20 protein-coding genes and 1 pseudogene are annotated in these 23,385 nt (G+C 58.3%); 8 read left to right on the top strand and 13 right to left on the bottom strand.

Features of this window, described 5'->3' with window-relative positions; genetic code table 11:
• Window positions 1-65: 65 nt before the first annotated feature.
• Complete coding sequence (locus ACTZWT_RS15695; protein WP_444770602.1) at window positions 66-341, top strand: hypothetical protein; 276 nt, start codon at window positions 66-68, stop codon at window positions 339-341.
• A 42-nt stretch (window positions 342-383) separates the two neighbouring features.
• On the opposite strand, the pseudogene ACTZWT_RS15690 reads toward ACTZWT_RS15695, so the two are convergent.
• Window positions 384-1,349: pseudogene (locus ACTZWT_RS15690) on the bottom strand (recombinase family protein); the annotation flags it as partial.
• 603 nt (window positions 1,350-1,952) lie between these two features.
• On the opposite strand from ACTZWT_RS15690, the gene ACTZWT_RS15685 reads away from it, so the two are divergent.
• The gene (locus tag ACTZWT_RS15685; RefSeq protein ID WP_444770601.1) at window positions 1,953-2,687 is read left to right on the top strand and encodes a hypothetical protein; all 735 of its coding nucleotides are present in this window, start codon (window positions 1,953-1,955) and stop codon (window positions 2,685-2,687) included.
• Here the strand turns inward: ACTZWT_RS15685 and ACTZWT_RS15680 are convergent.
• The 5 genes from ACTZWT_RS15680 to ACTZWT_RS15660 form a co-directional block, all read right to left on the bottom strand.
• Window positions 2,684-3,910: a relaxase/mobilization nuclease domain-containing protein gene (locus ACTZWT_RS15680; RefSeq protein ID WP_444770600.1), complete on the bottom strand. Its 1,227-nt coding sequence runs from the start codon at window positions 3,908-3,910 to the stop codon at window positions 2,684-2,686. The two genes, ACTZWT_RS15685 and ACTZWT_RS15680, sit on opposite strands and share 4 nt — an antisense overlap.
• Complete coding sequence (locus ACTZWT_RS15675) at window positions 3,907-4,287, bottom strand: plasmid mobilization protein (protein ID WP_444770599.1); 381 nt, start codon at window positions 4,285-4,287, stop codon at window positions 3,907-3,909. The genes ACTZWT_RS15680 and ACTZWT_RS15675 overlap by 4 nt, the downstream gene beginning before the upstream one ends.
• Window positions 4,288-4,486: 199 nt before the next feature.
• Window positions 4,487-5,569 (bottom strand): MobA/MobL family protein, encoded by a 1,083-nt coding sequence (locus ACTZWT_RS15670; RefSeq protein WP_444770598.1) that lies wholly within the window; start codon window positions 5,567-5,569, stop codon window positions 4,487-4,489.
• A gap of 291 nt (window positions 5,570-5,860) precedes the next feature.
• Entirely contained in the window at window positions 5,861-6,271 is a 411-nt protein-coding gene (locus tag ACTZWT_RS15665) for a hypothetical protein (RefSeq protein WP_444770597.1), read from the bottom strand.
• Window positions 6,272-6,283: 12 nt separating this feature from the next.
• The gene (locus ACTZWT_RS15660; protein WP_444770596.1) at window positions 6,284-6,643 is read right to left on the bottom strand and encodes a DUF2958 domain-containing protein; all 360 of its coding nucleotides are present in this window, start codon (window positions 6,641-6,643) and stop codon (window positions 6,284-6,286) included.
• Window positions 6,644-7,023: 380 nt separating this feature from the next.
• Here ACTZWT_RS15660 and ACTZWT_RS15655 point away from each other — a divergent pair, with 380 nt between their 5' ends.
• Complete coding sequence (locus ACTZWT_RS15655) at window positions 7,024-9,492, top strand: type IV secretory system conjugative DNA transfer family protein (protein ID WP_444770595.1); 2,469 nt, start codon at window positions 7,024-7,026, stop codon at window positions 9,490-9,492.
• A 42-nt stretch (window positions 9,493-9,534) separates the two neighbouring features.
• On the opposite strand, the gene ACTZWT_RS15650 is transcribed toward ACTZWT_RS15655, so the two are convergent.
• A complete protein-coding gene (locus tag ACTZWT_RS15650; RefSeq protein WP_444770594.1) occupies window positions 9,535-10,482 on the bottom strand; it encodes a hypothetical protein in 948 nt (315 codons plus the stop codon).
• Window positions 10,483-10,982: 500 nt separating this feature from the next.
• Here ACTZWT_RS15650 and ACTZWT_RS15645 point away from each other — a divergent pair, with 500 nt between their 5' ends.
• Both ACTZWT_RS15645 and ACTZWT_RS15640 read left to right on the top strand, forming a co-directional pair.
• Entirely contained in the window at window positions 10,983-12,548 is a 1,566-nt protein-coding gene (locus ACTZWT_RS15645; RefSeq protein WP_444770593.1) for a hypothetical protein, read from the top strand.
• 574 nt (window positions 12,549-13,122) lie between these two features.
• Window positions 13,123-16,893: a hypothetical protein gene (locus tag ACTZWT_RS15640; protein WP_444770592.1), complete on the top strand. Its 3,771-nt coding sequence runs from the start codon at window positions 13,123-13,125 to the stop codon at window positions 16,891-16,893.
• Window positions 16,894-16,976: 83 nt separating this feature from the next.
• On the opposite strand, the gene ACTZWT_RS15635 is transcribed toward ACTZWT_RS15640, so the two are convergent.
• Complete coding sequence (locus ACTZWT_RS15635) at window positions 16,977-17,462, bottom strand: hypothetical protein (RefSeq protein ID WP_444770591.1); 486 nt, start codon at window positions 17,460-17,462, stop codon at window positions 16,977-16,979.
• A 260-nt stretch (window positions 17,463-17,722) separates the two neighbouring features.
• On the opposite strand from ACTZWT_RS15635, the gene ACTZWT_RS15630 reads away from it, so the two are divergent.
• On the top strand, window positions 17,723-18,022 hold the full coding sequence (locus ACTZWT_RS15630) for a hypothetical protein (protein WP_444770590.1): 300 nt from the start codon (window positions 17,723-17,725) through the stop codon (window positions 18,020-18,022).
• Between the two features lie 24 nt (window positions 18,023-18,046).
• Here the strand turns inward: ACTZWT_RS15630 and ACTZWT_RS15625 are convergent, their stop codons facing one another.
• From ACTZWT_RS15625 to ACTZWT_RS15605, 5 genes are all read right to left on the bottom strand, one after another.
• On the bottom strand, window positions 18,047-18,694 hold the full coding sequence (locus tag ACTZWT_RS15625) for a hypothetical protein (RefSeq protein WP_444770589.1): 648 nt from the start codon (window positions 18,692-18,694) through the stop codon (window positions 18,047-18,049).
• Entirely contained in the window at window positions 18,691-19,590 is a 900-nt protein-coding gene (locus ACTZWT_RS15620) for an ArdC family protein (RefSeq protein ID WP_444770588.1), read from the bottom strand. Before ACTZWT_RS15620 ends, ACTZWT_RS15625 begins: the two co-directional genes overlap by 4 nt.
• Window positions 19,591-19,601: 11 nt before the next feature.
• Window positions 19,602-19,961: a DUF2958 domain-containing protein gene (locus ACTZWT_RS15615; RefSeq protein WP_444770587.1), complete on the bottom strand. Its 360-nt coding sequence runs from the start codon at window positions 19,959-19,961 to the stop codon at window positions 19,602-19,604.
• A gap of 409 nt (window positions 19,962-20,370) precedes the next feature.
• Entirely contained in the window at window positions 20,371-21,663 is a 1,293-nt protein-coding gene (locus ACTZWT_RS15610) for an Lcl domain-containing protein (protein ID WP_444770586.1), read from the bottom strand.
• A complete protein-coding gene (locus ACTZWT_RS15605) occupies window positions 21,660-21,965 on the bottom strand; it encodes a hypothetical protein (RefSeq protein ID WP_444770585.1) in 306 nt (101 codons plus the stop codon). Before ACTZWT_RS15605 ends, ACTZWT_RS15610 begins: the two co-directional genes overlap by 4 nt.
• A 413-nt stretch (window positions 21,966-22,378) precedes the next feature.
• Between ACTZWT_RS15605 and ACTZWT_RS15600 the strand changes: the two genes are divergently transcribed.
• Together ACTZWT_RS15600 and ACTZWT_RS15595 are read left to right on the top strand one after the other, a co-directional pair.
• A complete protein-coding gene (locus tag ACTZWT_RS15600; RefSeq protein WP_444770584.1) occupies window positions 22,379-22,648 on the top strand; it encodes a DNA -binding domain-containing protein in 270 nt (89 codons plus the stop codon).
• A gap of 255 nt (window positions 22,649-22,903) precedes the next feature.
• Complete coding sequence (locus tag ACTZWT_RS15595) at window positions 22,904-23,374, top strand: hypothetical protein (protein WP_444770583.1); 471 nt, start codon at window positions 22,904-22,906, stop codon at window positions 23,372-23,374.
• The last annotated feature ends 11 nt before the right edge of the window (window positions 23,375-23,385 follow it).

Below are 23,385 nucleotides of genomic sequence, written 5' to 3'. Positions count from 1 at the left end.
CCGGCGCTTTGGGCGATGGCCAGGAGTTGGACGCCCTCTTGCAGGTATGACTGGTCGGCCGACTGGTGCCAGCCGATTTCCCGGAGGCAGCGGTCCTGTTCCGAGCGCCATTCAGCAGACATGCGCTCGAAGAAGGCGCTGTCGATTTTTCCGTCCAGCTTGTCGACATAGATTCCGTGGATCCGGTGCTGGAGCCGATCGTATTCGGTCTGGAGGCGAGTAATGGCTGCGTCGTGCTCGCGCCGCTCGTCGGCGTGGCTCTCCAGGAGAGCGGAACTCAGCCAGTCGACCACAAGCTGTCCGAAGTCGAGTTGGGTCAGGAGAGCGGAGAACCGCTCTGACAATACCTCCTCCCGCACATAGGGTTCGGGGCATTTCCCCTTCCAGCCACTGCAGTGATAGTAGACGTACCGCCCCTTCTTGATCTCGGCGGTCATAGCGCACCCGCAATGCCCGCAGGTGATCAGGCCCACGAACGCAAATTCGGGCTTACCGCTCTTTGGCTTCTTAGCGTTGCGGCCATCCAGGACGCCCTGGACGCGCTCCCAAAGCTCCCGCGGAACCAGAGGCTGATGCCGCCCTTTGTAAAGGTGGCCCCTCCATTCGAACTCGCCCATGTAAATGCGATTGCGAAGAATGGCATGGATGCTGCTCTGCGGAAGCGCCTTTCCCGCCCGCTCATGACATAGGCCCGCTCTTTGCGCCTGCTTCGCCAATTCCTTTACCGAGAGCGTGCCTGTCGCATACCACCCAAAAAGATGGGTGATCGCACCGGCCCTCTTTGGATCAGGAACGATGATCTTCTTGCCGTCCGGACCAGTCGTGTTGAGATAACCGAGCGGCGCCCTGGTGGGCCAGATGCCCTGCTCTGCCTTTTCCTGTTGCCCCTTGCGCGTTTCCTCGGAGAGATTGTCGATGTAGTTCTTCGCCATCAGCACCTTGATGCCGTGAACGAACTTCTCCGACGACTTGGAATCCCGCGATAGGACGACGCCTTCCTTGACAAGGTGAATCTCGATGTCGAGCTCATCAAGGGTCACCCAGTCTTTCAGATTTCGGTAGAGGCGGTCGGTTTTTTCGACGAGCACGATGCGGATACTCTCGTGCCGCTTCAGGAAGCGCACCATCTCCTCAAAATTCAGGCGGCCCGATTGCTTTGCCGTTTCAACATCGACGAATTCGCGTTCAACGGCGATGCCGTTCTGTACCGCGTAGGCCTGCAAGAGTTTTTGCTGGGCAGGAATGGAGAAGCCTTCTTTCTCCTGTTCCTTTGATGATACGCGCGCGTAGGAGAGCGCTTTCTTCGCGACTGGAAGCACGTTACCGGAGATCGGTTTTCTGCTGGCCATAGTTGTGCTCCCCGTTCAAAAGCCGGGTCGAATCATAGGAAATACGTGCACCGGGGGGAAGCAAATTCAGGGTTGATCGTCACCATCCGAAACGCGGGGAAATCGTGACGCCCGCGTTCTGACCGGAGACGCAGTCCCGTCTTGCGGTAATGCCCTCTCGGCTTTCTCCCACTCGGCCAACACCGCAAAGAAGCCGGAGACATTGTGAATGATCTCGCGCGCGTCTTCCCGACTGAGGGGACGACCGGAATATGGCTGCCAAAACGCGATTGTCTTATCGAGAAACGGTGTCGGGACGGCACTGATACCGGCGTGAACCGGGTAGCGGAGCGCATCAGAGGGTAGCGCGCCTGCTACCTTCCTCCTGCGCCGTTTGCCGCACCTCGAAGCCATGTTATCCCTCGGTTGTCTTGCGAACCAAAACCTGGTCCGGACATCACAACGGATAGGGACGCCCTGCTTCAATCGAATGCTTTGTTGAAAACAACTTTCATCCAGGCGAAGCATGTCCCGACCTCTTTGATTGTCAGACACGCCCTGTAAGATTGGGAGCTGGTTCGGGAGAGCTCGTTTACAGCCGGATCAGATGCGGAATTCGGGTAGATGGCGAAGAGAACCGCTCAGGTAAGTGCAAGCCGGCCGGAGAAGCAGATATCCGGCGACCGATTGTTCACCGAACAAGTCCTGACGCTATACAGTGAGCTTGTCACCAGCCGCGACCGTCTCGCTCCCTTGCCTCCCGCAACAAGTCGCGACCTGACACTCGGTCAGATGGCCCTGCACGAAGTTGTCTGGTTGTTTATGACGCCGCCCAAGGGCGCGGCCACGACGTTACAGCTTCCTGATCGGCTCAAGGATCAGCTCGGGGAGTTGGCCCAGTCGAGATCGCTCGATCTGTACGCGACAGTCATCGCGCTGGTTGCCGTCAAACTCGCTCGCGAGCGTGCCGGATTGAATTGGGCCGACGATCTCGACAACTTCAACGATCTGCTGGACACACTAACCTTCGATCATCGGAGACCCAAGCGCGCCGTGATTGACACCTTGCGCAAGCTGAAGACCGAGATTGATGCGCGTATTGCTTTCGTGGTCGCGGAGCGGGCGAAAGGCTTCACGTTTCCGTCGAGCGTCGAACTCTATTCTGATCGCAAGAATAAAAGAGAGACGCCCGACCAGTTCTTCCGCCGTGTTTACGCGAAACATGTCGCGCAGGGTATGACGCAGGCCGATTTGCGGAAGGCAGATCCGGCCTTCTACAATGTGTTTCACGTCTGGTGTTCCCGGAATCGACGTCGCACCGAGAGTTTTCTGCCAGCGACACGTCCGCGGCGCATTTAACCGGGCAGCTTGCCATCCTTTCGTCGGGTCCTTCGATCCAGGGAGCGGGCAAGCCGCACCGATACCTGTCTCCGCCGCGACCTGGCTTTGCGAGACACCTCCCGGGTCGATTGTCTCCTCTCGCTTCGTTCGTCGCGTGCAATCGCCTTAAGCGCTGCGGAACGCTCCTGCTTCAAGGCTGCGAGGATGTCCGCCAGTTGGTCGCGAGGTGCATTCTCGAACGCCTCGGCAATTCGTGCCGCGAAGCTGGCAACAACGATCGCACAGATTGACCGGTAATGAACGACTGCTTCAGGAGACATTCCCCTTCTGGTCACCATTGGTTCGTCGGAAAGCGACAGATCGACGACTTCCCGGCTCACCGGACGTAATCCGACTTCGCGCGCCGCTCTTGCGTAGGTCATACGAATAGTTTTCCGCTTCCTGTCGCGATGAACTGTCTTCCGGACCTCCGATACGGAGGGCAATTCGCTGAGCTCTACTCCCGCCAAGGACGCCCGAACCGTCCTGGCGTCGGCAACTTCAATTCGCCGTGTTAACGAATGCACCTCTCCGGCCCTATCGATCACGACAAACACGCGGCGATCCCCCCGAGCGAGAATATAACCGGCATCGGCAAGCCTCTTGCGGAATCCCGCGCCATCTGGTGACGCCAGCCAAAGAGCCGAGATTTCTTTGCTGACTTGTTGCGACGGCACCCCCGAGCGCTCCGCCTGTTGCAGCTCATAATCCTTGATGCTCCGACGCCGGCGCGTGTGCTGTGACCGCGATCCTTGCAAATGGCGGTGCCCGAACAACTCCTCCAGCTCGCGCGCCGCCTGCTCATGCCGGCGATAGTTCCAGGCGTCCGAAATCGTACAATGCTTCTCCACATCGACCCGCGACCAGACGACGTGCACGTGGTCGCGCCCGTTTTTCCGATGAAGCACGATCATTCGCGGCTGTTCACGAAACCCCAGCTTGCTCTCCAGAAGGTCGGCGGCAATGCGCACCTGTTCATCCGTCAGCGGCGCGTTTTTCTCCGGACTGATCGAGGCATGATAGAGAGGTCGCCTGCTGGCTACTGCCTTGCCAAGCGCTTCCATCTCGGCAAGTCCCGAGGCGACCTCATCCGAAACCGTTCCACGGCATTCAAACAGTCGCACCGTCTCATTCTGGTCAGTTCGAAGGAGATGTTTAGCCAACTGCTGCGAACGCCCTCTTGCTCGTCCCTTGATGATCATCGGTCGAGCGCTTTCTTGCCTAGCGCCTCAAGCAACAACGTCCGGCACGGTTTGAGATCGTTGATAACGCGAAGCAGATCGCGCTCAAGGAACGGCGTCAGCATACCGCGGCGCTCGGGGTCGCGCGCTGCCCTGGCCACCGCCGTCAGATCGCTGGCAAGCTTGCCGAGCTCGGAGAGGACCCTGGCCAGCAACGTCATCTCCACCGTCGGCCGCTGCATGGCAGGAAGAGGCTGCGAATCCGTGAGGACGCAGCGAACGTAGTCAGACAGGCTGATGGCGGAATTGTTGGCAGCTGCGTCGAGCCTGTTCCGTTCCTCGGTCGAGAGACGGATCGTGATACGAGACCGGCGAGTGAGCCCCTCAACTCGGTTCATAGTCAGCCCTTCATGCCAAAAAGTGCAGCAGGCGGCCTACGGGGGATGCAACGGGGCGGAGCCCCTTGCCAAGCGTGCTGTCATCCGGCGAACGGCTGACGGCGCATGGCTTGCCTGCTCTCAAACTCAACGCAGCTTCATTTTACCGATCTGGCTGCGTGTGTGTGAGCACGTTCGCTTTTTAAAGAGTGAAAGTTGATCAGCGGTCGATCTCAAGTCCTTGCTCGTGATCGCGCTCGCGCTGCTGCTCCATCGTCTCGCGCATGGCACGCCCCATGTCCGACATTCGCGATTCCCAAATCTCAGCCTTCGAGTCCGTAGTTTCACGTCGAGCTTCCTTATTCACACGCTCGACAGCCCTATCCGTCATGTGTTCGCGGACGAGCCTGGCATCCGCTGGATCAGCGTCATCCGTTGTCTGACCATTGCTCATGCGCTCGTAGAGCAGCTCCGCACGTTCGTTTGCCTTATGCACCCATGAGATGGCAGACCACTGCTGAGCGACCATTCCGCCTCGATGCGTCCAGTCGGCATCTTCGGCATTTGCAGGGAGTTCGCGGGCACGGTTGCGAGCGATGCGCTCTTCATTTTCGTCGAACCGGGTCCGCCCTTGATCGATCGCGGGATAATTGATGGTGACGGTCGTCGGCTCCCCGGAAATGATCCGGGTGACTTCCTTCTGGTTGCTCTCAAACTCGTAATTTTTGCGGCCCAGCTCCATCGCCGCGGCGCCGACATGGATTTGAGGTTCGCGGTCGATGCCCTGCTCTTCCAGGCTGCGGCGGTCGACCGAGATGTCCAGTCCGGCGCGCTCAAGGGCAATATTGACCTCTTGCTCCCAGCCCTCCCGGAGGCGCCCCGTGCTGCCCTTCTCCGTCGTGAGCATCACGCGTTTGTCGGTATCAGGGTCTCTATCCCGGAAGATGATGTGAGCGTGAGGATTGTCGGCATCCCCGGGCCCGTCATGAATGGCGGCGACCCAGGAGGCTCGCCCCTCGGTCATCCGGTCGCAGAAATCGTGAAGCAGCTTGGCGTTGTCTTCGTGCGAGAGCTCGATCGGTAGGGCGACGATGACCTTGTCGATGACCCGGGCATTCTTACGATCGCCCTGCTCCTGTTCATCGAGCCAGGCCATCAACTCCTGGCGCTCGGTTGGCATCCGCTCGCCTGTCAGTTGGGTGCAGGCCTCGGGCCGAGAAATGTACCGGGCGTAAAAGCTGGCGGCCCTCGGCGGGTGTTTGCTCCGGCCGATGAAGCTGTGGTTGAGGCTGAAAATCGCCATTGACCCCTGGCCCCTACGCCTGAAAAATCAGCGCCCCTCTTCAAACCCATAAGTGCGCCTAAACGAATTCCGCTCCCGTAATGAGCTTAGCACAGTTTGCTGGATGTGCCGTGCTGCTGATGCCCCTGTTCTGCCCTTGTCGTCCTTTCCCTCCCTTGCCGCCTTCGTTGTTGTTGCCGTTGCGCCTCCCGCCCTTGCGTCCTCGGTTACCTTGCAGATGTCCGACGCGAACAGCCCCCGTCCTTGCGAACGAGGGCTGCTGATCGCCGATGCTTTGCCACTGCGGCACCGTCAGCCGGTATCGGCTGGCTCTTCTGGGCTGGCGCGATCGGTGACGGTGATCGAGCCGGTGACGGCGACGAACAGCGGCTGCACCCAGAGCTTCTGCCCCCGTCCTTTGGTGAGGGCGATACAGGCGGAGGGTTCGCCATTGACCCGGCAGGGGACGAGGGCAAACGGTGCATCGGTGAACGCGGAGCGGATCAGTTCTCCGAACGAGGCGACGATCCAGGGATCGAAAACCTCCTCCTCCTCCGATGCCTCGTCCTCCTCCTCCGGTGGGGCTTCCTGCTCGTCCGGGGCTTCGTGGGTGGCTTCCTCGATATCCTTGCAGAGAGGCTGGTAGCTGCGCTGGACCCTGCGGCGGGTCACGTCCACGGCGTTGGTGCGCATGTCCTCGCGGATGGTGCGGGCGTTTGTCATTGAGGGCCTCCTTTAAGCGACGATGCCTTGATCGCGGGCCGCCCGATCGGCGTAGGCCGAGAGGGTTTTGTCCGCCTTGAAATACAGATCGCGTTCGATGCGAAGGCCGCCGGGTCCGCGAGCGGCTTCCATTTCGGAGAGGCGGACGTTGCCGAGTTCGGCAAAGCCGAGGCCGAGGTCACAAAGGCCGAAGGCAATGTCCGGGTCTTCAGGGTCAAGTTCGGTCAAAAGCCACGTTGCCCCGCCCCACGGGCAGAAGAGTTTGACCACGGGCATGAAGTCCGTTTCGGGTTTGCCTTCGGCGCGCTGGCTTGCGTTGAACTGTCCGTTGTTGCGCAAACGGACCTGCTGTTCTTGGGTCAAGAGTTTCATTTGACAGTCTCCTAATTGGTCAGGGGTTCAGCGCAGCACTTCGCTGCGCCTGAACCCCTGGCGTCGCCGAGACCGGGGGTAGCAAGTGCAAGGAGGCTCCGGACGCGGCCCGCCGAGGCTCCGCACGAGGGGCCCCGCCACCCCTTTTGGGTGGCGGGGATACGTGTGGATGCGGCGGGACGTGTCTGGATGCCTTGCGCGCGCGAGGGGCAGCGCCCCTTAGCACTGACCGCGCGTCTGCGCGGGTATATCCGGGCAAGGGATCGTTACCCGAAGGGCCGAGACGGAGGCGTAGCGTTAGCGAAGCCGGAGACTCGGTGCCGCGTAGCCAAAGGCGTAGCGGCATAGAGCCCGGTCTGGCGCAGCTTTTGCGGAGCCGGATGCCTCCCACCGAATTTGTTTCAGATCCCTGCACGTTTGCTGATCGTCTGGCATACTCCTGCGGCTGGTACGTAGGGGGTGGGGCTATGGGAGTGCATGGGACTGCGCGCTTTGCGTTCCGCCAGGAGCTGGAAGCGGCGGAGCTACTGTCGCCGTGGCAGCCGGGTTCGGTACCCGAGGGCCTGCTGGTCGGCTGGTGGTACGAAAACGAGTATGAATTCGCACCGATTACCTACAAGGGTGACCTGCACCAGCTGATCGTGGGCGGTATCGGTGGCGGTAAGTTCACGACTTGTATCGCGCCGCTGTTGCTGGGCAGCGGGCTTGAGGATCAGGCCGTGGTGGTCGTCGATCCCAAGGGCGAGATTGCCAAACTCGCCGGGCCGTTCTTCCAGCGGCCCTTCGCCGACGGGCCGTCCGTGTATCTGCTCGACCCATGGGATATTTGTGACACCGGGCGCACTGCGGTGCTGACGTTTCTCGATCAGCTGACGGCGGACAATCCGAACTGCACGGACGATGCGCGGGCGATGGCCGATGCGATGATCATTCCATCCGGGGCGGAAGACAGCCACTGGGAGAACACGGCGCGGAACTTCCTGACCGGCCTTTTGCTCTATCTGGCGCTGGACCCGGCGGAGGAAGGCAAGCGGGACCTGGTACGCCTGCGCGAGCTGGTGACGCAGCCGTGGGCGATGCCGAAAGCCTATGTTGGCAAGGCAAAGGAGAACCTCTCCACCCTGCTCTACAGCTATATGGAAAACGACCTGGGCGGCGGCGTGATCCGGCGCAGCTTCACGAGCATGCTGAACCGCGAGGACAAGGAGCGCTCCGGGATCATCAGCATTCTGGAGCGTGAGACGGCGTGGATCGACAGTCCCAGCATGGCCCGCACTTTGCGCGGAACCAGTCTGGATTTGGGGGCGGCGGCGCGGGGCGGCGGCAAATATTTCATTGTGATACCGCCGGACTATGTGATGACGCACCGGGCATGGCTCCGTTTGTGCGTCACGGCCTTTGCGCGTGCTTTCAAGCGGGTAAAGGCATCCGCCGACCGCCCGCTTCACAAGCGCTGGCGGCACATCATCATTGATGAGTTTCCGAGCCTCGGCCAGATGCGCATGTTGCTGACCGAAGTGGCCATCGCGCGCGGTTACGAGGTCAAGTATCATCTGACGGTGCAGGATTTCCCGCAGCTCCGCGCGGTCTATGGCGAGGGCTGGGAAAGCTTCATCAACAATTCATTTCAGCGGGTGTTCGCGGTGAACGACCAGTTCACGGCCGAATACATCTCGAAGATGCTTGGCACCGCTACGGTGGAAAGCCACGGGCGGAGTATTGGAGAGTCGAAAAGTCAGGGCACCAGCCACGGCGTCTCACGCGGCTTCAATGCCAAGAGCATCGGCGGCGACGGCAATCCGTACCCGAGCAACATGACGCAGGGCTACTCCGACAGCCAGTCGGAGACCACGTCGCAGACATGGAGTGAGTCCATCAGCGAGGTGGCGCGGCCCTTGCGGACGCCGGACGAGGTGCGGCGTCTGCCCGCATCCGAGCAATTCATGATCTTTCGGGCGATGCACGGGGTGCAAAGCTGGCGTCCGCCCTATTGGGAGGTGTTTCCGAGCCTGCCGGATTTCAGCTTGAAGGAGGTGCTGGGGACGGTGGGGCGCGCGCCTTCGGACGCCGGTGAGCGACGGCGCTTTGAGCGCTGGCGGCCCGCGCGACTGCTGATGGCGCCCAAATTGTTGCCGCCACCTGCCCCAGAGCCCGCTTTATTGCCGCCGCCCGCGCCCGTGGTGGCGGCGGCAGCACCCGCGCCCGGCATGTCGCAGCGAACGAAGCTGGTGTTGCTCGCGGTGTTTTTGTTGTTTATGGGCTGGTGGCTATGGCCAGGCGGACCGTCGACCGAGCGGCCTTCGCCGCCGCCTGTCACGACAGCGCCGCCACCGGCACCGGTTGTGAAAGATGCGCGCTTCACGGTTCTGGACAGTTTTGTCCGCAAGTTGAAAGTCCAGCGGCGGATCGATCTGCCGGGCTCGGGCGATATGCGGGTGGCGCTGGTTCAATCCGATAATCAGCCGATGGTGGTGCTCTATGCGCCGTCGGCCCCTCGGAAGATTTCGGTGGTGGACAATCGGGATGGCGCGGAGCTTTCGTTCAGCCAGCAATTCAGCTCGGCGCGGGTGAAGTCGTATTTTGGATTCACACCGGAGAAGGACGACCCGCAGGCTTACATCATTGACAGCACCACGTTTGCGCCTTGGGGCTACGCGCCGGACCGATTGCGCGTGTCGTTCGCTTCCGGAGCGCCGTACGAGGTTGATCTTCGCGGCAACCCCGATGTGACCGCGTTGTGGACCTCATCCTATCCGCAACATCGGCCCGGTCAGATTGTGCCTCGCCTAGCAGGCCCATGTGATCCGGTCGCGATGGCCAAAGTGGGCGTGAAATGCGGAAAGAATTAAGCGCGATGTCCTTTTTCGGAAAAGAACGCGCACTTCGTTGCTTCATCCCAGCTTATCTAACGCAGCATCGAGCGTCGACTGGTTCACCTTCAGGATCATGTCTCGGATAGGCCGTTTGTCATCAGCCGTGATCGGCGCAGTCGACCTGTAACCCGAAATCGCGGTAACCGTGTTATCAACAAGCCGCGCTATCACCTCCTTGTTCTTTGATTTGATTTCTTCCTGCGAGACGTACATCACGTTCTCTTTTACAAAATTCGAAAGAGTACGAACTTCATTATCTAACGCTTTCAAAAATACAATTCTACACGCAGCAGGATCACGTGAAGACGGGATCGAAACGTCACTGAGCATCAATCCCCACCGCAGCTGAGAGTATTTCGTGCCGCTTGTAGAAATTAGGCGGAAGTTCATCACCCTGAGTCTCTCAGGCGAAACGCTGCTTGCACCGAAAAACCAAAGGATATTGTCCACTCCGGTGACGAGACCCTCAAATTTCGCAATCGCAGTTCCTTCGCGAAGGTACCAGTGCTCAAATCGAACATCGTTCTTTCTACGAAAGATCCTGATCACCTCCTGCGCAATGGGCTTCGACTCTGATTCCGAAAGACGAATTCGATAAGTTCGGTAAGTGCCGACAAGTCTATCGGCATTAGCTCTTACTAATTCTCGTCCAGCATCGCCAAGATCAATGACAACCCGCCCTTTTGATGATGAGTAGATCTTATCAGGGGAGCTACTTACGGCGCGAGAAACAAGTGCCTCACGGAGAAAGGCCTCGATCTGTCGGAACACCTTCTTTTGGTCGTTCGTGAGCGCGTCATACCCGATCACCTCGTGAAGGTAGCCCTGGATGAAGAGAAATGCGGGATGACGAGTCGGGAGGCTATTCTTCTCGAACCAAAAGCGAATCGTCTGCGGAGAAATTGGAGGCTGTTCAAGCCCAGCCAGGTAAGAAATTAGGGATGCTTGAAAATCTTTCGCCCTCATCTCAAAGGGTTCGGAATATCGGACAAAGCATAGCTTTTTCAATAGGTTCGACTTCCTGATTACCGCCCCATCCATTGAAGTCCACGACCTATTCTCAAGTTCCACGTAAGTTGTTAACTTACGCCTAACTTGCAGTTGATTTTCTGTCAAGAACACCTTTCTATAAGCGTCGTGGAGTGCCTACCAATGAGAACTTCCGGAAGCATTTTGTCATGGGACGACTTCCACGAGATTAGCTCGTCCCAAGGGCTGTCAAAGACAGATTTTGAAGCTCGGCGTACCCAAGACGGACCGGTGCAGCAACCGGCGCGGCCGACCGATAGTAAAGAGCCACGTCGCGACCTTCGCTCTCCAAAGAACGACAAATAAGTCCTGCGTCCGAGGAGCTATCTGGCGTGTTTCGACCTTTGGTTGAATAGCGCAACGCAGCATTTTAATGACAGCTTGCAGCTAGTTTGGGGATTAGCTCCCCTAACCGTCATGGCTGCGGGTATTACCAAATGAGCGAAGTGCAAGCCGGGTCCGACCAACGCAGTGGGCCCAAGAGAAGTCACTGTAGGTTATTACTCCACATCATTTGGTATTTGATTGCAGTAATAACGATTTTCTTGCTTGTGGAGCGCGGCTGGTTTTCGCTTCGAGCGCCTTTGAAGCCCGACGAATGGGGCTCGGCTGCAGTTATTGTCTATTTGATTTCGCTGTACACTCTATTCCTCTCAGAGGGAGTGAACCACAGCGCTACTCAACTTCATAAGACAGACCGCGATGGCATCTATGAGACTATTCGCCGGGACAAGAACTATTCACAGAAACGGACGGAAAGCCTTATCAGATTTTTGACTTTCACTCTGGATCGCTTCGAATCATTTCTCATTGGTCGCCAGATAATAAGCTTAAGCGCTGTCGCGCTTCTTGCAATCGCGATTGAGCGATCACCGAAAGTGCATGACGAACTGATCTATTCTGAAGCGTCTAAGGTCGCTGCATGGGGGTTCACCTTCGCTTCCGACCTACTACCCGCTTCGCTGAAGAGTACCGTTGACTCAGCCCACATCCATACTAGTAGCTTCTTCTCTTCACTATTCGGCGGAGAGTTCTTTTCAACATTTCTACTTTCCGCTCTCTTTCCATGTTGGATTTCCCAAATCTTTCCTGGGCTACTGGCAACTAAAGGAAGCGTTCGGTTTTTCACATTCCCCGGTGCCAAACCGTGCGCAAGCGCCGCCGTTTTGATAGGACAACTAGGGGCCGGACTACCCGGTCAATTCTTTTATAATAACCTCGTACGCCTCAAGCTACTTGGGTTCGACAACGATGAGCACATTGGAATCGGGGACGCCTCGACTTATTCACATCTAAGAACCGCATTAGGTGAATGCATCACTTCTCGTAAGGTCATTCTCAAGATTGCCGATACCGGCGTCACAGTTGCTGACACATTTGTCCTCGAACGTCTGGCTCCGCCAAGCAGTCGAATATGCCCAACCCTTCGTGTTGCGCTTCCACACTGCGCAGCAAATGAAATCAAGGTCCACGATTCCCACCTTGTGCAGCCTGACGGCATCAAAGCAAAGGTCTCGACACGAGCCGCACAAGTCATCGTAGCAGACTATTCCATCACTCCGGTTTCTCCAAAACAAGCTGCTGAACTACTAATTCTTGCCAAATGCACGCTCGAAAATGCAATACCACGTGACTTAACCGACAGTGAAACACTCGAAGTTACGTTTAACTATCACTGTCCTCCTTTTTCCACAGACGACTCCGTCATCGACCTCTTCTGCATCGATGTTACCAAGGCTACACGACTGATAGAAATTATCCTCGAATTTGACGATGGTCTCTTTTGCGAGGAACCCACCGTCGCCATGAGAGGTATCGATGAATTAATGTTACAGCGGCTGAATTCCGACTACGAGACTGAACGAACCGCGATTGAACGCATCGGCGCCAACCAAAGAAGAATAACCATTAAGTATCCGCCCATGGGGACTCGCTATGTCCTATCTATCAATGTGGTCCCATGCGAACGAACAGACCTAACCGCCTCGAATGTGACTTTGTGAATTGAGAGTGGCCACCCGCTCACAATGGATTTACACGACCTAACTTTTGGCCCGCTAACAGCTTAGTGCGGCGCGTGAAAGCCGTATTGGGCGGGGGCACGCCGGAGAATGACGACCCGCAGGCTTACATCATTGACAGCAACACGTTCGCGCCTTGGGGCCGCGCGCCGGACCGAGTGCGCGTGTCGTTCGCTTCCGGAGCGCCGTACGAAGTTGATCCTGGCAGCAACCCCGACGTGCTTGCGCTTTGGACCTCTTCCTTCCCCTTGTACGACCCCGGCGCGATCGTGCCACGCGTACCCGGTCCTTGTGACCCGGCGGTGATGGCCAAGGCAGGTGTGAAATGCCCAAAGCTATAACGTCGCACATGCCCGATCCGAAGGGGGAACTAGCGGGTGCAATACCTTGTCCCTAACGCCGGAAAACGCAGGCCTTGACGCACAGGACGAACCTTCGGATGCTCATAGGTAAAGCGAGTCTTAGGCGCGCAACGGCACCGGTGATCTGACGTCATCCATTTTGAAGTGGTTGCGATTCAGCCACTTCCGTCATCTTCGATTTTTGCAGGTAACGAGTGTCTACCCACGCAATTTCCACCTTCGGCTCAGGACGCCAGCTTTGGACTCTTCCTGCAGATGAGATCGCCCGTCAGGCCGTCGCATCCTTCCGCGGATACGTCTATCAGATTCACCAAACCGCGTCGGCCTGGATTGCCCTTCCCGAAAATCACGAACTCCATATCGAGGTCGCCGAGGATTTTTCAGAAATCCTGAGATCGCCTGAGCGCCACGAAGAGATCCTACAGGCGACCCAAGTTAAGGACACACGCGAATCTGGGGCCGTCACCCTCAATTCATCCGACGTTCTTGATGCGATCAAGCATCTTTTCGCATTGCAGGAAGCCAATCCGGGCCGAACCGTCAGGCTCACATTCTTAACGACGTCTCCCATCGGCAGTGAACGAAAGAACCCTTTGCCGAGCGGACGCGCTGGTATCACCACTTGGCAACAAATCAATTCCAACGACGACATCGACGAATTGCGTGCCGCTTTAGTCAAGCGCATCACCGATGCCCCACTTCTCACGTTCCTAAATACCAGTTCAAGCGATCAGCTTCGCTCCAGGCTTCTTGATCAACTGACTTTTGCATGTGGCGCGGGCGATTGGAAAACGGTCGAAAGCGCGAACCGGGCTGCTCTTGTCGCAATCCGGGATGAAGTGAAGGCAAGCCTCGAACTGGCAGAGCGTGCTTACGACGTTGTATTCGCTGAAGTATGTCGCACTCTCATAGAGAGCCCCACTCGGATGCTCGGTCGGAAGAGCTTCCTGGAATGTTTCGAGAAAGCAACGAGCATTCCTATTCCGTCCCAAACAATGATCAATTTATTGCCTCTGATCCCGTCTCCGCGCAGCGGCGAGGTCGTCGATGAAAACCGTCTTCGGGAATTTGCGAGGGCGCTTCTGGAGGTGAACACTCCGCCATCTATTTCTGCTCTGTTCCTCGACGTGCCAACCGCCTCAAAAACTGCGCTGGCAACTCTCACCAAAACAGATCGGACATTGGCTAAGCCGAAATCGACGGCACCCGGAGGGGCTCCCATGACGATCGCGGCGCTGGCCCCCGGAATGTCGGGCCAACACTTGTTTGTGGGGCCGCCCGGATCGGGAAAGTCGCATTCGCTTTGGCATGCAGCTGCAGAGATGCTCAATACCTCTACGCGCATCCCCCTGCTATTGGCGATTGGAAGTTTCGCCTCCTGGCAGGACGTCGTCGACTCTCTCTCGCAGATTGGGAACGGGATTGATGTAAACCAGGTTCTTCGCCACGAGAAGGTCTGCCTGTTTGTCGACGGTTGGTCCGAGTTTGGAGAGACGCGCCGAGTTGAAGAGCGAGCGGCGGCGGTGCGCACCCTTCGCGGGATTCCCATCCTTGCGACAGGCAGGCAAGTGAATGCTTCTGATACGCTCTTTGAGACCTGGACACTCGATCCGCTCCCTGCAGCGCTTGTCATCCGAACAATCCGGGATGCATTTGCAACGCTTCCGCCGCCTGACCCCGCCTTCATTGACCTTCTGCGCTCTCCGCTAATCCTCTCGCTTTACATCCTTCTCGGCGGGTCTTCGGTCGCAACGCCAGGTGCATTGCTGGAGCAACTGCACCGTCATCTGATGCGCGATGCGGACAAGACCTTCACCGAGATTTTGGCTGGCGCCGTGGCATCGATGACGTTGTCCGGGAGCCGATCTTATGCCCGCCTTCTCCATGAGCTGGGAAGCCGGGCGGGCAAAGCAGGACTCCGCGACCCGACAAGGCATCTAGAACGGCTGGGAACAATCACGGAGCGCGGCGGAAATGTTCTGCCAATTCACGAGCTGTATTGGAGCTGGCTCGCCGGGCTCGGATTTCTTGCTGAAGGCAGGCTCAACGAGACAATACTGCGGCTTGATACCCGTGAGAGCTATGAACTGGCTTTCGCATCTGGTGCCATCCCCTCTGTGGACGCAGCCAACGCCTCAATGGAGACGGACGTCGTGCTTGCTGGCTGCTTTGAATCGCACCAGGGAGTACAGAGCGCGGCCCGTCCGTTTGATCGATACCTGGAAGCTCTATTCAACAACGAACATCTGTCCATACGGTATCGCGCCGCCCTTGCCGGTTTGCAATCTGGCAAGCCGCGTTATCTGGCACGATCTTTGTCGATCTTGAGCGAAGTTTTCGGTTGCGCCTTCTTCGCACCGGAGATGCTCACGGTATTTCATCCTGCCGCGCTATTTGCTCACCGTGCGATCATCTCAGACTGGCTCGGGTCTCCGGGCTCCGAACATTTCATCGACGCCGTCGCAAGGCGCGGCGGGCGGGAGTGGCTACCCTGGCTTCAGCAGGTCATGGTGTCTGGCAAACTCCAGCCACACTCGGCAGTCGCGGCGGCGCTTGCATGCGGTGGCGACATTCCAGATTGGGCTGCTGCTCACCTTGAGGGACTTATCCGCACCGCACCATGGAAGCTTCAGCCAACGGCCGACCGCGGCGTCAATATCTCAGTCGCGACGTGGCTCGCTCAATTTTATGGCGAAATCGTTGACAACTGGCTCACACCGAACCGAAGCGGGTGGATAAACGTAAACCGCGTACTCGTCAGTTGCGGCAACGACGCCGTCTTCGATCATTTGCTCACGCGATTTGGCACCTTCTCACCCAAAGCGCAGGAGCTTCTCGGCTTTGCGGTAGTCAACCGCGGCGAACCGTGGGTCGGGAGGTTTCAGAAGGCGGCATTCCAAGCACCTAAACTAAACCAACATCATGAATTGGCCGAGCAATTCTCGGCTGACATTGACGATGCCACGGCGCGTCACTGGATTCAGCTTGGATACGACGAGCTAGGATGGCGGGTCCTTGTTAAGAGGCACGGCAACGCCATTATTCCTGAACTTCTTCAGGCCCTGCCCCAATCTTTCGAGAACATGCACCATATCCCCGCGTTGGTTGCGATGACATATCTCGACGATCCGCCGGAGTCTCTGGCGAACGAGATCTGGTCTCGCATCCGTGGCGATATGCAACCAAAGGCAATGCAAGACGCGCTGGAATCAATCGCCCGAGTCAATCCAACCGGTGTGCCGTCAATCGTGAAGTTCTTCTTGGATCAGAACGGCGCTTTACCGAGCTATCATGTTTCCCAGATTGTTCGGCTCTACAGCGAATGGCAGAAGCGGACCTTCATTCAACTTAGCGTCCACACTCCGAATGGTGACCTTCCGTTTTCCGATTTTGCGCTGCTGTCAAACCTGGTTGGCCCTCGAGATAAGGACTTCTTGTCTCATGGCTTCCGGTATGCGCCTGACCTCGCAGTTCAACTCGTATCGGCAACTCCGTCAATGGACAATCATACTGCGATCAAACTCTTAGGCGACCTCACGCCTCTTGAACGGTATGAACCTGCTTTGTTCGCACGAATGATCTCTAATGAGCCGCTCGCGAAGATGATTCCGGCTCTGTTTTCTGATGTCTTCGACATGATGCCAGCCGCCGACATGCATAGGCTTGTGACCTCACCTTATCTGGTCCTTGACGAACTCCTCTGGAGGATAAGCAGGGCCAGCAATCCGCTGCATAAGGCAATTCACGTTAGTTTGCTGAACCAGGTCATTAGCGCGCCTCCCAACTTGCATCATTATCGATACATCGGAGAACTTTTGCGCGGCTATTCCCGTGACGAGGTCCGGGACATTTTGCGTCCCATTATTGATGAATTGCAGGACTCGGCACTGTGGTTGATCCGCCAAATCGAGATTGCAAGACAGGAACGCCTAGTCAATGAGACAGGCCAACTCCTTGAGTGGTAGCAAATAAGGGGCCGATGAAATTCATGTCACGCCTCGGAGCGGGGCTCCGAGGGGACACCGGCAGAAGCAATCCGCGGAGTGATTTAAGGTCCTGTGGGGCTCTTACCCCGAGCAGGCCGTTTGCTGCGCCGGGACTTGGCCGGTTGGCCGCTGCCAGCAGACGGCGCATCAGCAAGCGGCGCACCGTCTGTGATCATCTCCAGGACCATTTCCGGGCTGGTCAGCAACAGCTTGCTCTGATCGTTGCCATCGAGGTCACGCCAGCGTAGCCGGGAACAAAAAGGCTTTGACGGACGGAAGCCATCGGCGGGCGTGAACAATTCGACACCAAAGCGGATGGCGGGATTGATTGCGGTCTGATCCTCAGGGAGGAGCAGAAAGCGATTGGCGACGGCGAAGTCGGTGACGCTGTCCTCGATCAGGATGCTGTCGCGATTGAGCAGGACAACGCGGGCCTGAAAGCTGCGGCTGGTCTGGATCGGCGACGGATCGGTGGCAACGTAAGGCTCAACGAAAGCCAGCTGGTTGCGTGGGATCAGTCGTTTTCCGATGGTGAACGTGTCGGTCATGGTCTCTCCTTTGTTGGAAGTGTCCATGCCAGCACAACGCAAGTGCGGCCCCGCGCACAAGACAGGCCGCTTGTTCAAACAAATTATGGCGCTTCTAGATCGTTGCTGACTCAAAAACGTCGCGTTCATGATTGACGTTTCGACCAACGCTCGTACGTGGCGTTGTGAGGCCGGTCATGCGGCGATGGCGGAAAAGGCCCATTCGGTCTGCTGAACTGTTGCTTGAAGTGATGCGCGCAAGCATGCCTTGCGCGGTCTTTATGTATGACGACATTGAAAATGACGGATTTTACGTCGCAGCTGTCGATCTCGATAACGACATCTGCCAGCCGTCCCGGTTCATCAGGGCTGTAAAATCGTGGACCAAGGCCGGGCAATTGCTGGACACAGCCTTTAGCGCATGGCTGGATGAAGACGCAGCGACCTTCTATTTCTTGCCGGTCCGCATCGGCCCCTCCACCAATATGTGGGTCTTGGCCGACGCGCCCTACGCGCTGGGGATAGTTGAGGCCGGGTTCTATAAAGATGAGCCATTCTTCCTCGAGGACGAGGACGCGTGAGTCGCGTCAGCGCGACGTTGTCGATCAAACTGCCGATTCGGCCCGAGGGCATCTTTCGCGGTATTGAGGCTTGATCAGCAGGAGTTTGCCTTTGAGGTCCCGGACGATGTGCGCCGTTATGACGTTGCGCACGAACTGGTCCGGCGTGAGATTGAGCTGCAGATCGCCGGACAGGCCAAGGAAGCTGCGATAGCCGGTTTCGCTGAAGAAGGGCTTATCCCGATCGACGGCACGGGCCGAAAAGCCCGGCCACGAACAAACCGACGCGCAAATCCCGAACAGGCCTTCGAGTTCGATCAGCACGCGCATGTCCAGCACGCAGATTTCAAAGCACCCCGCCTGCCCCCAAAGCGGCACGGTGCCATCGCTCGCCCGCGTTTCCCGGTCGAGCACGCAGCCGGGCGCATCGGGACCTGCCAGAATGCCGGGCTCGAAGCGGTTCAGCTTGGTGGCCAGCAAATCCGCCTCGGCGCGAAGCGCCATGGCGGTGGCCGCATCAGCGGCGAGCATCGCCGCATGATGCTTGGCAATGAGGCCGTGCAGGTACGGCACGGCCTCGTCCATGGTGCTGGGCAGATGCGCGGTTTCACGGTCTTGGCGCTGGAAATCATTTTGGCGCACGGCCTCGGCGAGCAGATCGCCGAAGCCCAGTTGATCGTTGCGGGAGGTCATGCGGCCTCCGCTTGCGCTTGCTGCGGCTGGAGGCCATGCAGGAAATCGGCGGCACGCTGGGCGTGGGCGGCGGCGGTGAAGATGGCTCGCCGGTCGTTCTTCAGGACGGTGAGCCAGTGCGCCAGATAACTGGCGTGGTCCTCGCGAGGCTGGGGCGTAAGTTCAAGACCGGCGCAAAGGAAGGCGGCCCCGAGTTCGGCGACCAGTTCTTCCATGGCGTAGCCTTCATCACCCCAGCGTTTGCGCCCGAATTCGCGGGCGAGGCGTGAGGGGTGTTTGGTCCAGTGCGTGCATTCGTGGGCAAGGGTCGCGTAGTAGGATTCTGCGCTTTCGAATGCGTCGATGCACGGCATGTGGATATGATCGTGCCGTTCGATATAGCAAGCGTTGCTGCCGCCATGGACGATCTCGGCGCGGGTTGCAGCGAAGAATGCATCGGCACGGGCAATGCGCGGCAAGGGCTCCAACCGTAGCGCAGGCCGGTCGTAATAAAGATCGGGCAAGCCGTCGATCTGTTCGACGTTGAAAACGGTGTAGCCCTTGAGGAAGTGGATTTCGGTGGGGGTCTCCTCGCCGCTGGCGGCGTCGGTCTCGGTGCGGGTGATGGTGTCGGCGTAGACGGTCAGGCTTCCTTTCTCACCCTTGCGGACGCAGCCGCCGAGTTCGAGGGCTTGCTTGAAGGTCATCCAGCGCGGCGCGTTGTAGCCTTTGGCGACGCCTTGCATCCACAGCGCGATGATGTTGACGCCGCGATAAGCGGTGCCGTTATGGCGCAACGGAAGCGAGACACGGCCCCCGAGGTGGGCGGCGCTCCATGGCTTCATCCATGGGCGCACGCCCTGCTCCAGTTGCTCGACGATCTGGTCGGTGATGTTCTGATAGAGGTCCTTGCGCATGGGGCCCTCCATCAAGCGACGATTGCGCCTGCCCGATACGCTTCTTCGGCGTATTCGGTCAGGGTCTTGGTGGCGGTGAAATGAATGTCCCGTTCGATGGTGAGGCCGCCGGGGCCGCGCACGCCTTCAATTTCCGAAAGGCGAACATTGCCGAGTTCGGGGCAGCCGAAACCGAGATCACAGAGGCCGAAGGCGAGGTCCGGGTCATCGGGGTCCAGTTCAGTGAGGAGCCATGTGGCTCCGGTCCATGGGCAGAAGATTTTCACGACGGGTATGAAGTCTTCGGTCTTGCCGTCGACGCCGATATGGGCGGCATTGACGCGCCCGTTGTTGAGTAACTGTTCGGTCTGGGTATTGGTTAGAAGTTTCATGTTCATCTCCTTTGGGCTTGGGTGCAGCTGCTGCTGCACCCCTGCCCTTCGGCGAGAACGGGGGTAGCAAGTGCAAGGAGGCTCCGCGCAGGCGACGCCGAGGGTCCGCACGAGGGGCCCCGCACTTCTTCATAAAATCAAAATGTGCGGGGATGCGTGCGGAGGCGGCGGCGCCTGCGTGGATGCCTTGCGCGCGCGAGGGGCGGCGCCCCTTAGCCCTTCAACAAACAAGGTGCATGGCCTAAGCCATGCACAACATCGCGCGAGGGATTGAAGCCCGAAGGGCCGAGACCCCGGCCTCTTTGCCGGGGGCTCGGTTCACGAAAGCCCGGCCCGTTCTTTTGCGGGCGCGCCCGAACTGCAGACAGGCGTGTTGCGAGAACCAGCGCGAGACGAAACCTTTATAGAATCATCTTCGGACACACCGCACGCGGTAGCCGCTGTACTTATTGGTGCCGCCATTGAACCCATCGCTAAACCGCTGGCGCCATGCGTTTGCTGTACTGCTCTCGGACGAGGACCAATACCAGCTCCCGCTGTCGAAGTTCCCGATTGCTGTTTTGGCGTTGGAAAGCACGGTCAATTCATCGCGGGCGGGCAGATACCAGTCAATCCTGCCATTTGAATTAAGCCCCTCACAGGCAACCGCCGCCTCATAGGGGCTCTCGGCGTTGCTCAGGCCCGCGAGATTTGCGCTGTTTGATTTTCCTGTTGCCGGATTTGTATAGCCCGTCACTATCGCCGCAGGGCTCGTGCCGTTGTTCCAGCGGTAAGTGTCCGCAACGCCCGCATTGTCAACGCAGGCGCTGCCGTTCCAGTCGTAGCCGACATCACAGTGCGTGGTGTAGAGCGGCACCGTCCCATCCGGCGAGAAGCCCGCGAACACGGTGCCGTCGGGGCACTCCTGTCCGACCTGAATGCCCGGCTTGCACGTTGTGCAAGTCGAGCAGCTATCCTTAAAAGGGCCCCACGCTGACCCATTGCAGAATTCGTAATAGTTGCTGGCGCTCCACCTGATGCGACCCTTGGTGGTCCCGTCACAGGTGCTGGCATCCGCGCCGAATTTCGCGGGGCCATTCACGTCGAGCTTTGCGCTGGGCGCGGTCGAACCGATGCCGACATTTCCCGAGGAAATGATCCGTGCTGCTTCGTTGCCATTAGTCGTGAAGGCTATGTAGCTCGTTCCGTTATCGCCAGTGATCTTGTTGTTGCCGCCCCACTGCAACCCATGCCCGGCTGAAGGCTGAAACGCGACTGCATAGAAGATATCAGAACTGCGAACGGCACCAGTTACATCTAAGGCGTAAACGGCGTTTGGTGCCGTCGTCCCGATCCCGACATTCCCGCCGTTGTAATAAATCGTGCTGCCCGTGCCATTCAGCCATTGCGAAGACCCGCCAGCCGCGGGCGTTGCCCATGTTCCATCGCCGCGCCAGAAGGTTGAGGTGGAGGCGTTGGTGCCGCTGTCGAGATGCGACACCGCAAGGTTGCCGGTGGCCGTTGAGAGATCGATGATGCCCCTCGAACCGGCAATAATCCACTTTGTGCCGTTGCAGAACTGCACGACTCTCGTCGTTTTGTTGTAGATTATCTGGCCTTCGGGATAGACCGGATCGGTGCAATCGGCGGCGTGTGCATCCGATGCCAGAAGCGCAATTCCTAGCGCTGCCGCCCCCAGGAGCCCTAAGGCGCGCGCAGTCACTCCTTCACTCCATCTGCTTTGTTCGCCTTATAGGGAGGCACGCGAAGGGCCTCTTGCCCATCCGCGTTTCGCACGATCGGCATAACGGCGTCGAGTTGCTTCACGGCGTGCAGAAGACACGCGAGCGCTTGCGTCTGTGCGCTGGCCTCTTTCGAGGCCAACGCCTTTTCAGCTTTCGCGATTGCTTCCTTGGCCGTCGCACCGCACGAACTGGCTGACTCTGCAAAGGCGAATGGACTAATCAGGACAGCTATTGCGAAGGCGCCAATTCCAGCTATCACGTTGAGACTACGCACGGTCACGCCCACCTCCCTTGGTGACTGGGAGTTCGAAAATCGTACACAGACGATTGCAGAGGCCTTTAGCCGTGAGGCTTGGACATACGCCACTGCCTCCCAGCCATAGAGGTCGGAGGCAGCGTTGATATCGGCAACGCAAAGTACCGCTACAGGTTTCGACACCCCAAAGACGACTTATTGCCGCCTTCACCGCAGATATTGATTATTTTCCTATTGCGGGTCAAATGATTTGTGGAAGCGCTTTGCGACACCGGGGGCTCGGTTTAAGAAAGCCCGGCCCGTTCTTTTACGGGCGCGCCCTCGCCCTTCGCATTTGACGGGAGACTTTTCGCTCATCGCGACCCATTGCCGACCACAAACCGCCATCAAGCGGCACAATGCTTTGGGCAGATTGCAATAGTCCGCAGGGGCGGCAAATGAGATTGCGACCAGAACTTGATCCCGACGTGGATGGCGAGGCTCCAACTGACGATCGGGTGACGCCCTACGATCAGCTTCATCTGATCACCTACCTGCGGCTGCTCGATGCCGAGGCCGAAGGTGCTGACTGGCGCGAAGTTGCAAGGATCGTCCTGCATCTTGACCCGGACCGCTATCCCGCCGCCTCACGACGCAGCTTTGAAAGTCACCTGGCCCGCGCACGGTGGATGACGTCGGTCGGCTATCGGCATCTGTTGCGACCGTGACCGTACCGGCATGCAATCGTATGCAGATGCAGTTGATCGTTTCATGATCGATGCATTCATGCAGTTAGCTGAAACAACAACTTATGACGATACAGACCAGAAACGTTTTTTCTAAAAGCGGTTTCACTTGCGTGAGGGCATGTCATTGCGCTGAGGTTGACGAAGATCAAACCCACGACCACGGAAGCCCTCCGGTCCGTTCCGTCGGCAATCACCCCCCTTCAAAACCGCATAAGCAGCGGGGAAAGGCATGTGATGGTCGAGCACGAAACAATCACCGGAAACGCGCCGTCTGGCGCGGCGACCGAGAAATTCCCACCGGCCGGGCGGGCATGTCAATTCGGGCAGCCTGAGCAAGTGCGTCTTGAGGGCGCCGCAGCCACTTGTGCGCGTCAGAGCGCCCGGCCGGACGAAACTCCCCCTGCACCGTCCACCAGACAAGGCGACGGCAGCAGCGAACAGTTCGATCATTCTGCTCCCGATGTCGCTGATCCCGTCGGAAAGCCCCGCGCGCCCGACACGCTCAGCCGAAATGGGGCGATGGCCTTGGCGAAACGATTGGAGAAATTCTGGCACGATAAGGGCTATCCCACGGCGCGCTTCTGGGCGGAGCCGATTGCAGAACGTTTCGAGAAGGTTGGCACTTATGAGATTCACCGCGTCGTCTGCAATCTGGTGAATGGAATGCCGCCACGCTACCGCGATGATCCGCCACGCCGTCGCTAATCAACTTCGGG

This window comes from Rhodopseudomonas sp. NSM (assembly GCF_052445935.1).
Taxonomy (GTDB): domain Bacteria; phylum Pseudomonadota; class Alphaproteobacteria; order Rhizobiales; family Xanthobacteraceae; genus Rhodopseudomonas.
The sequence above is the reverse complement of the archived record's forward strand: the minus strand, read 5'-3'. Positions and strand labels throughout refer to the sequence as shown.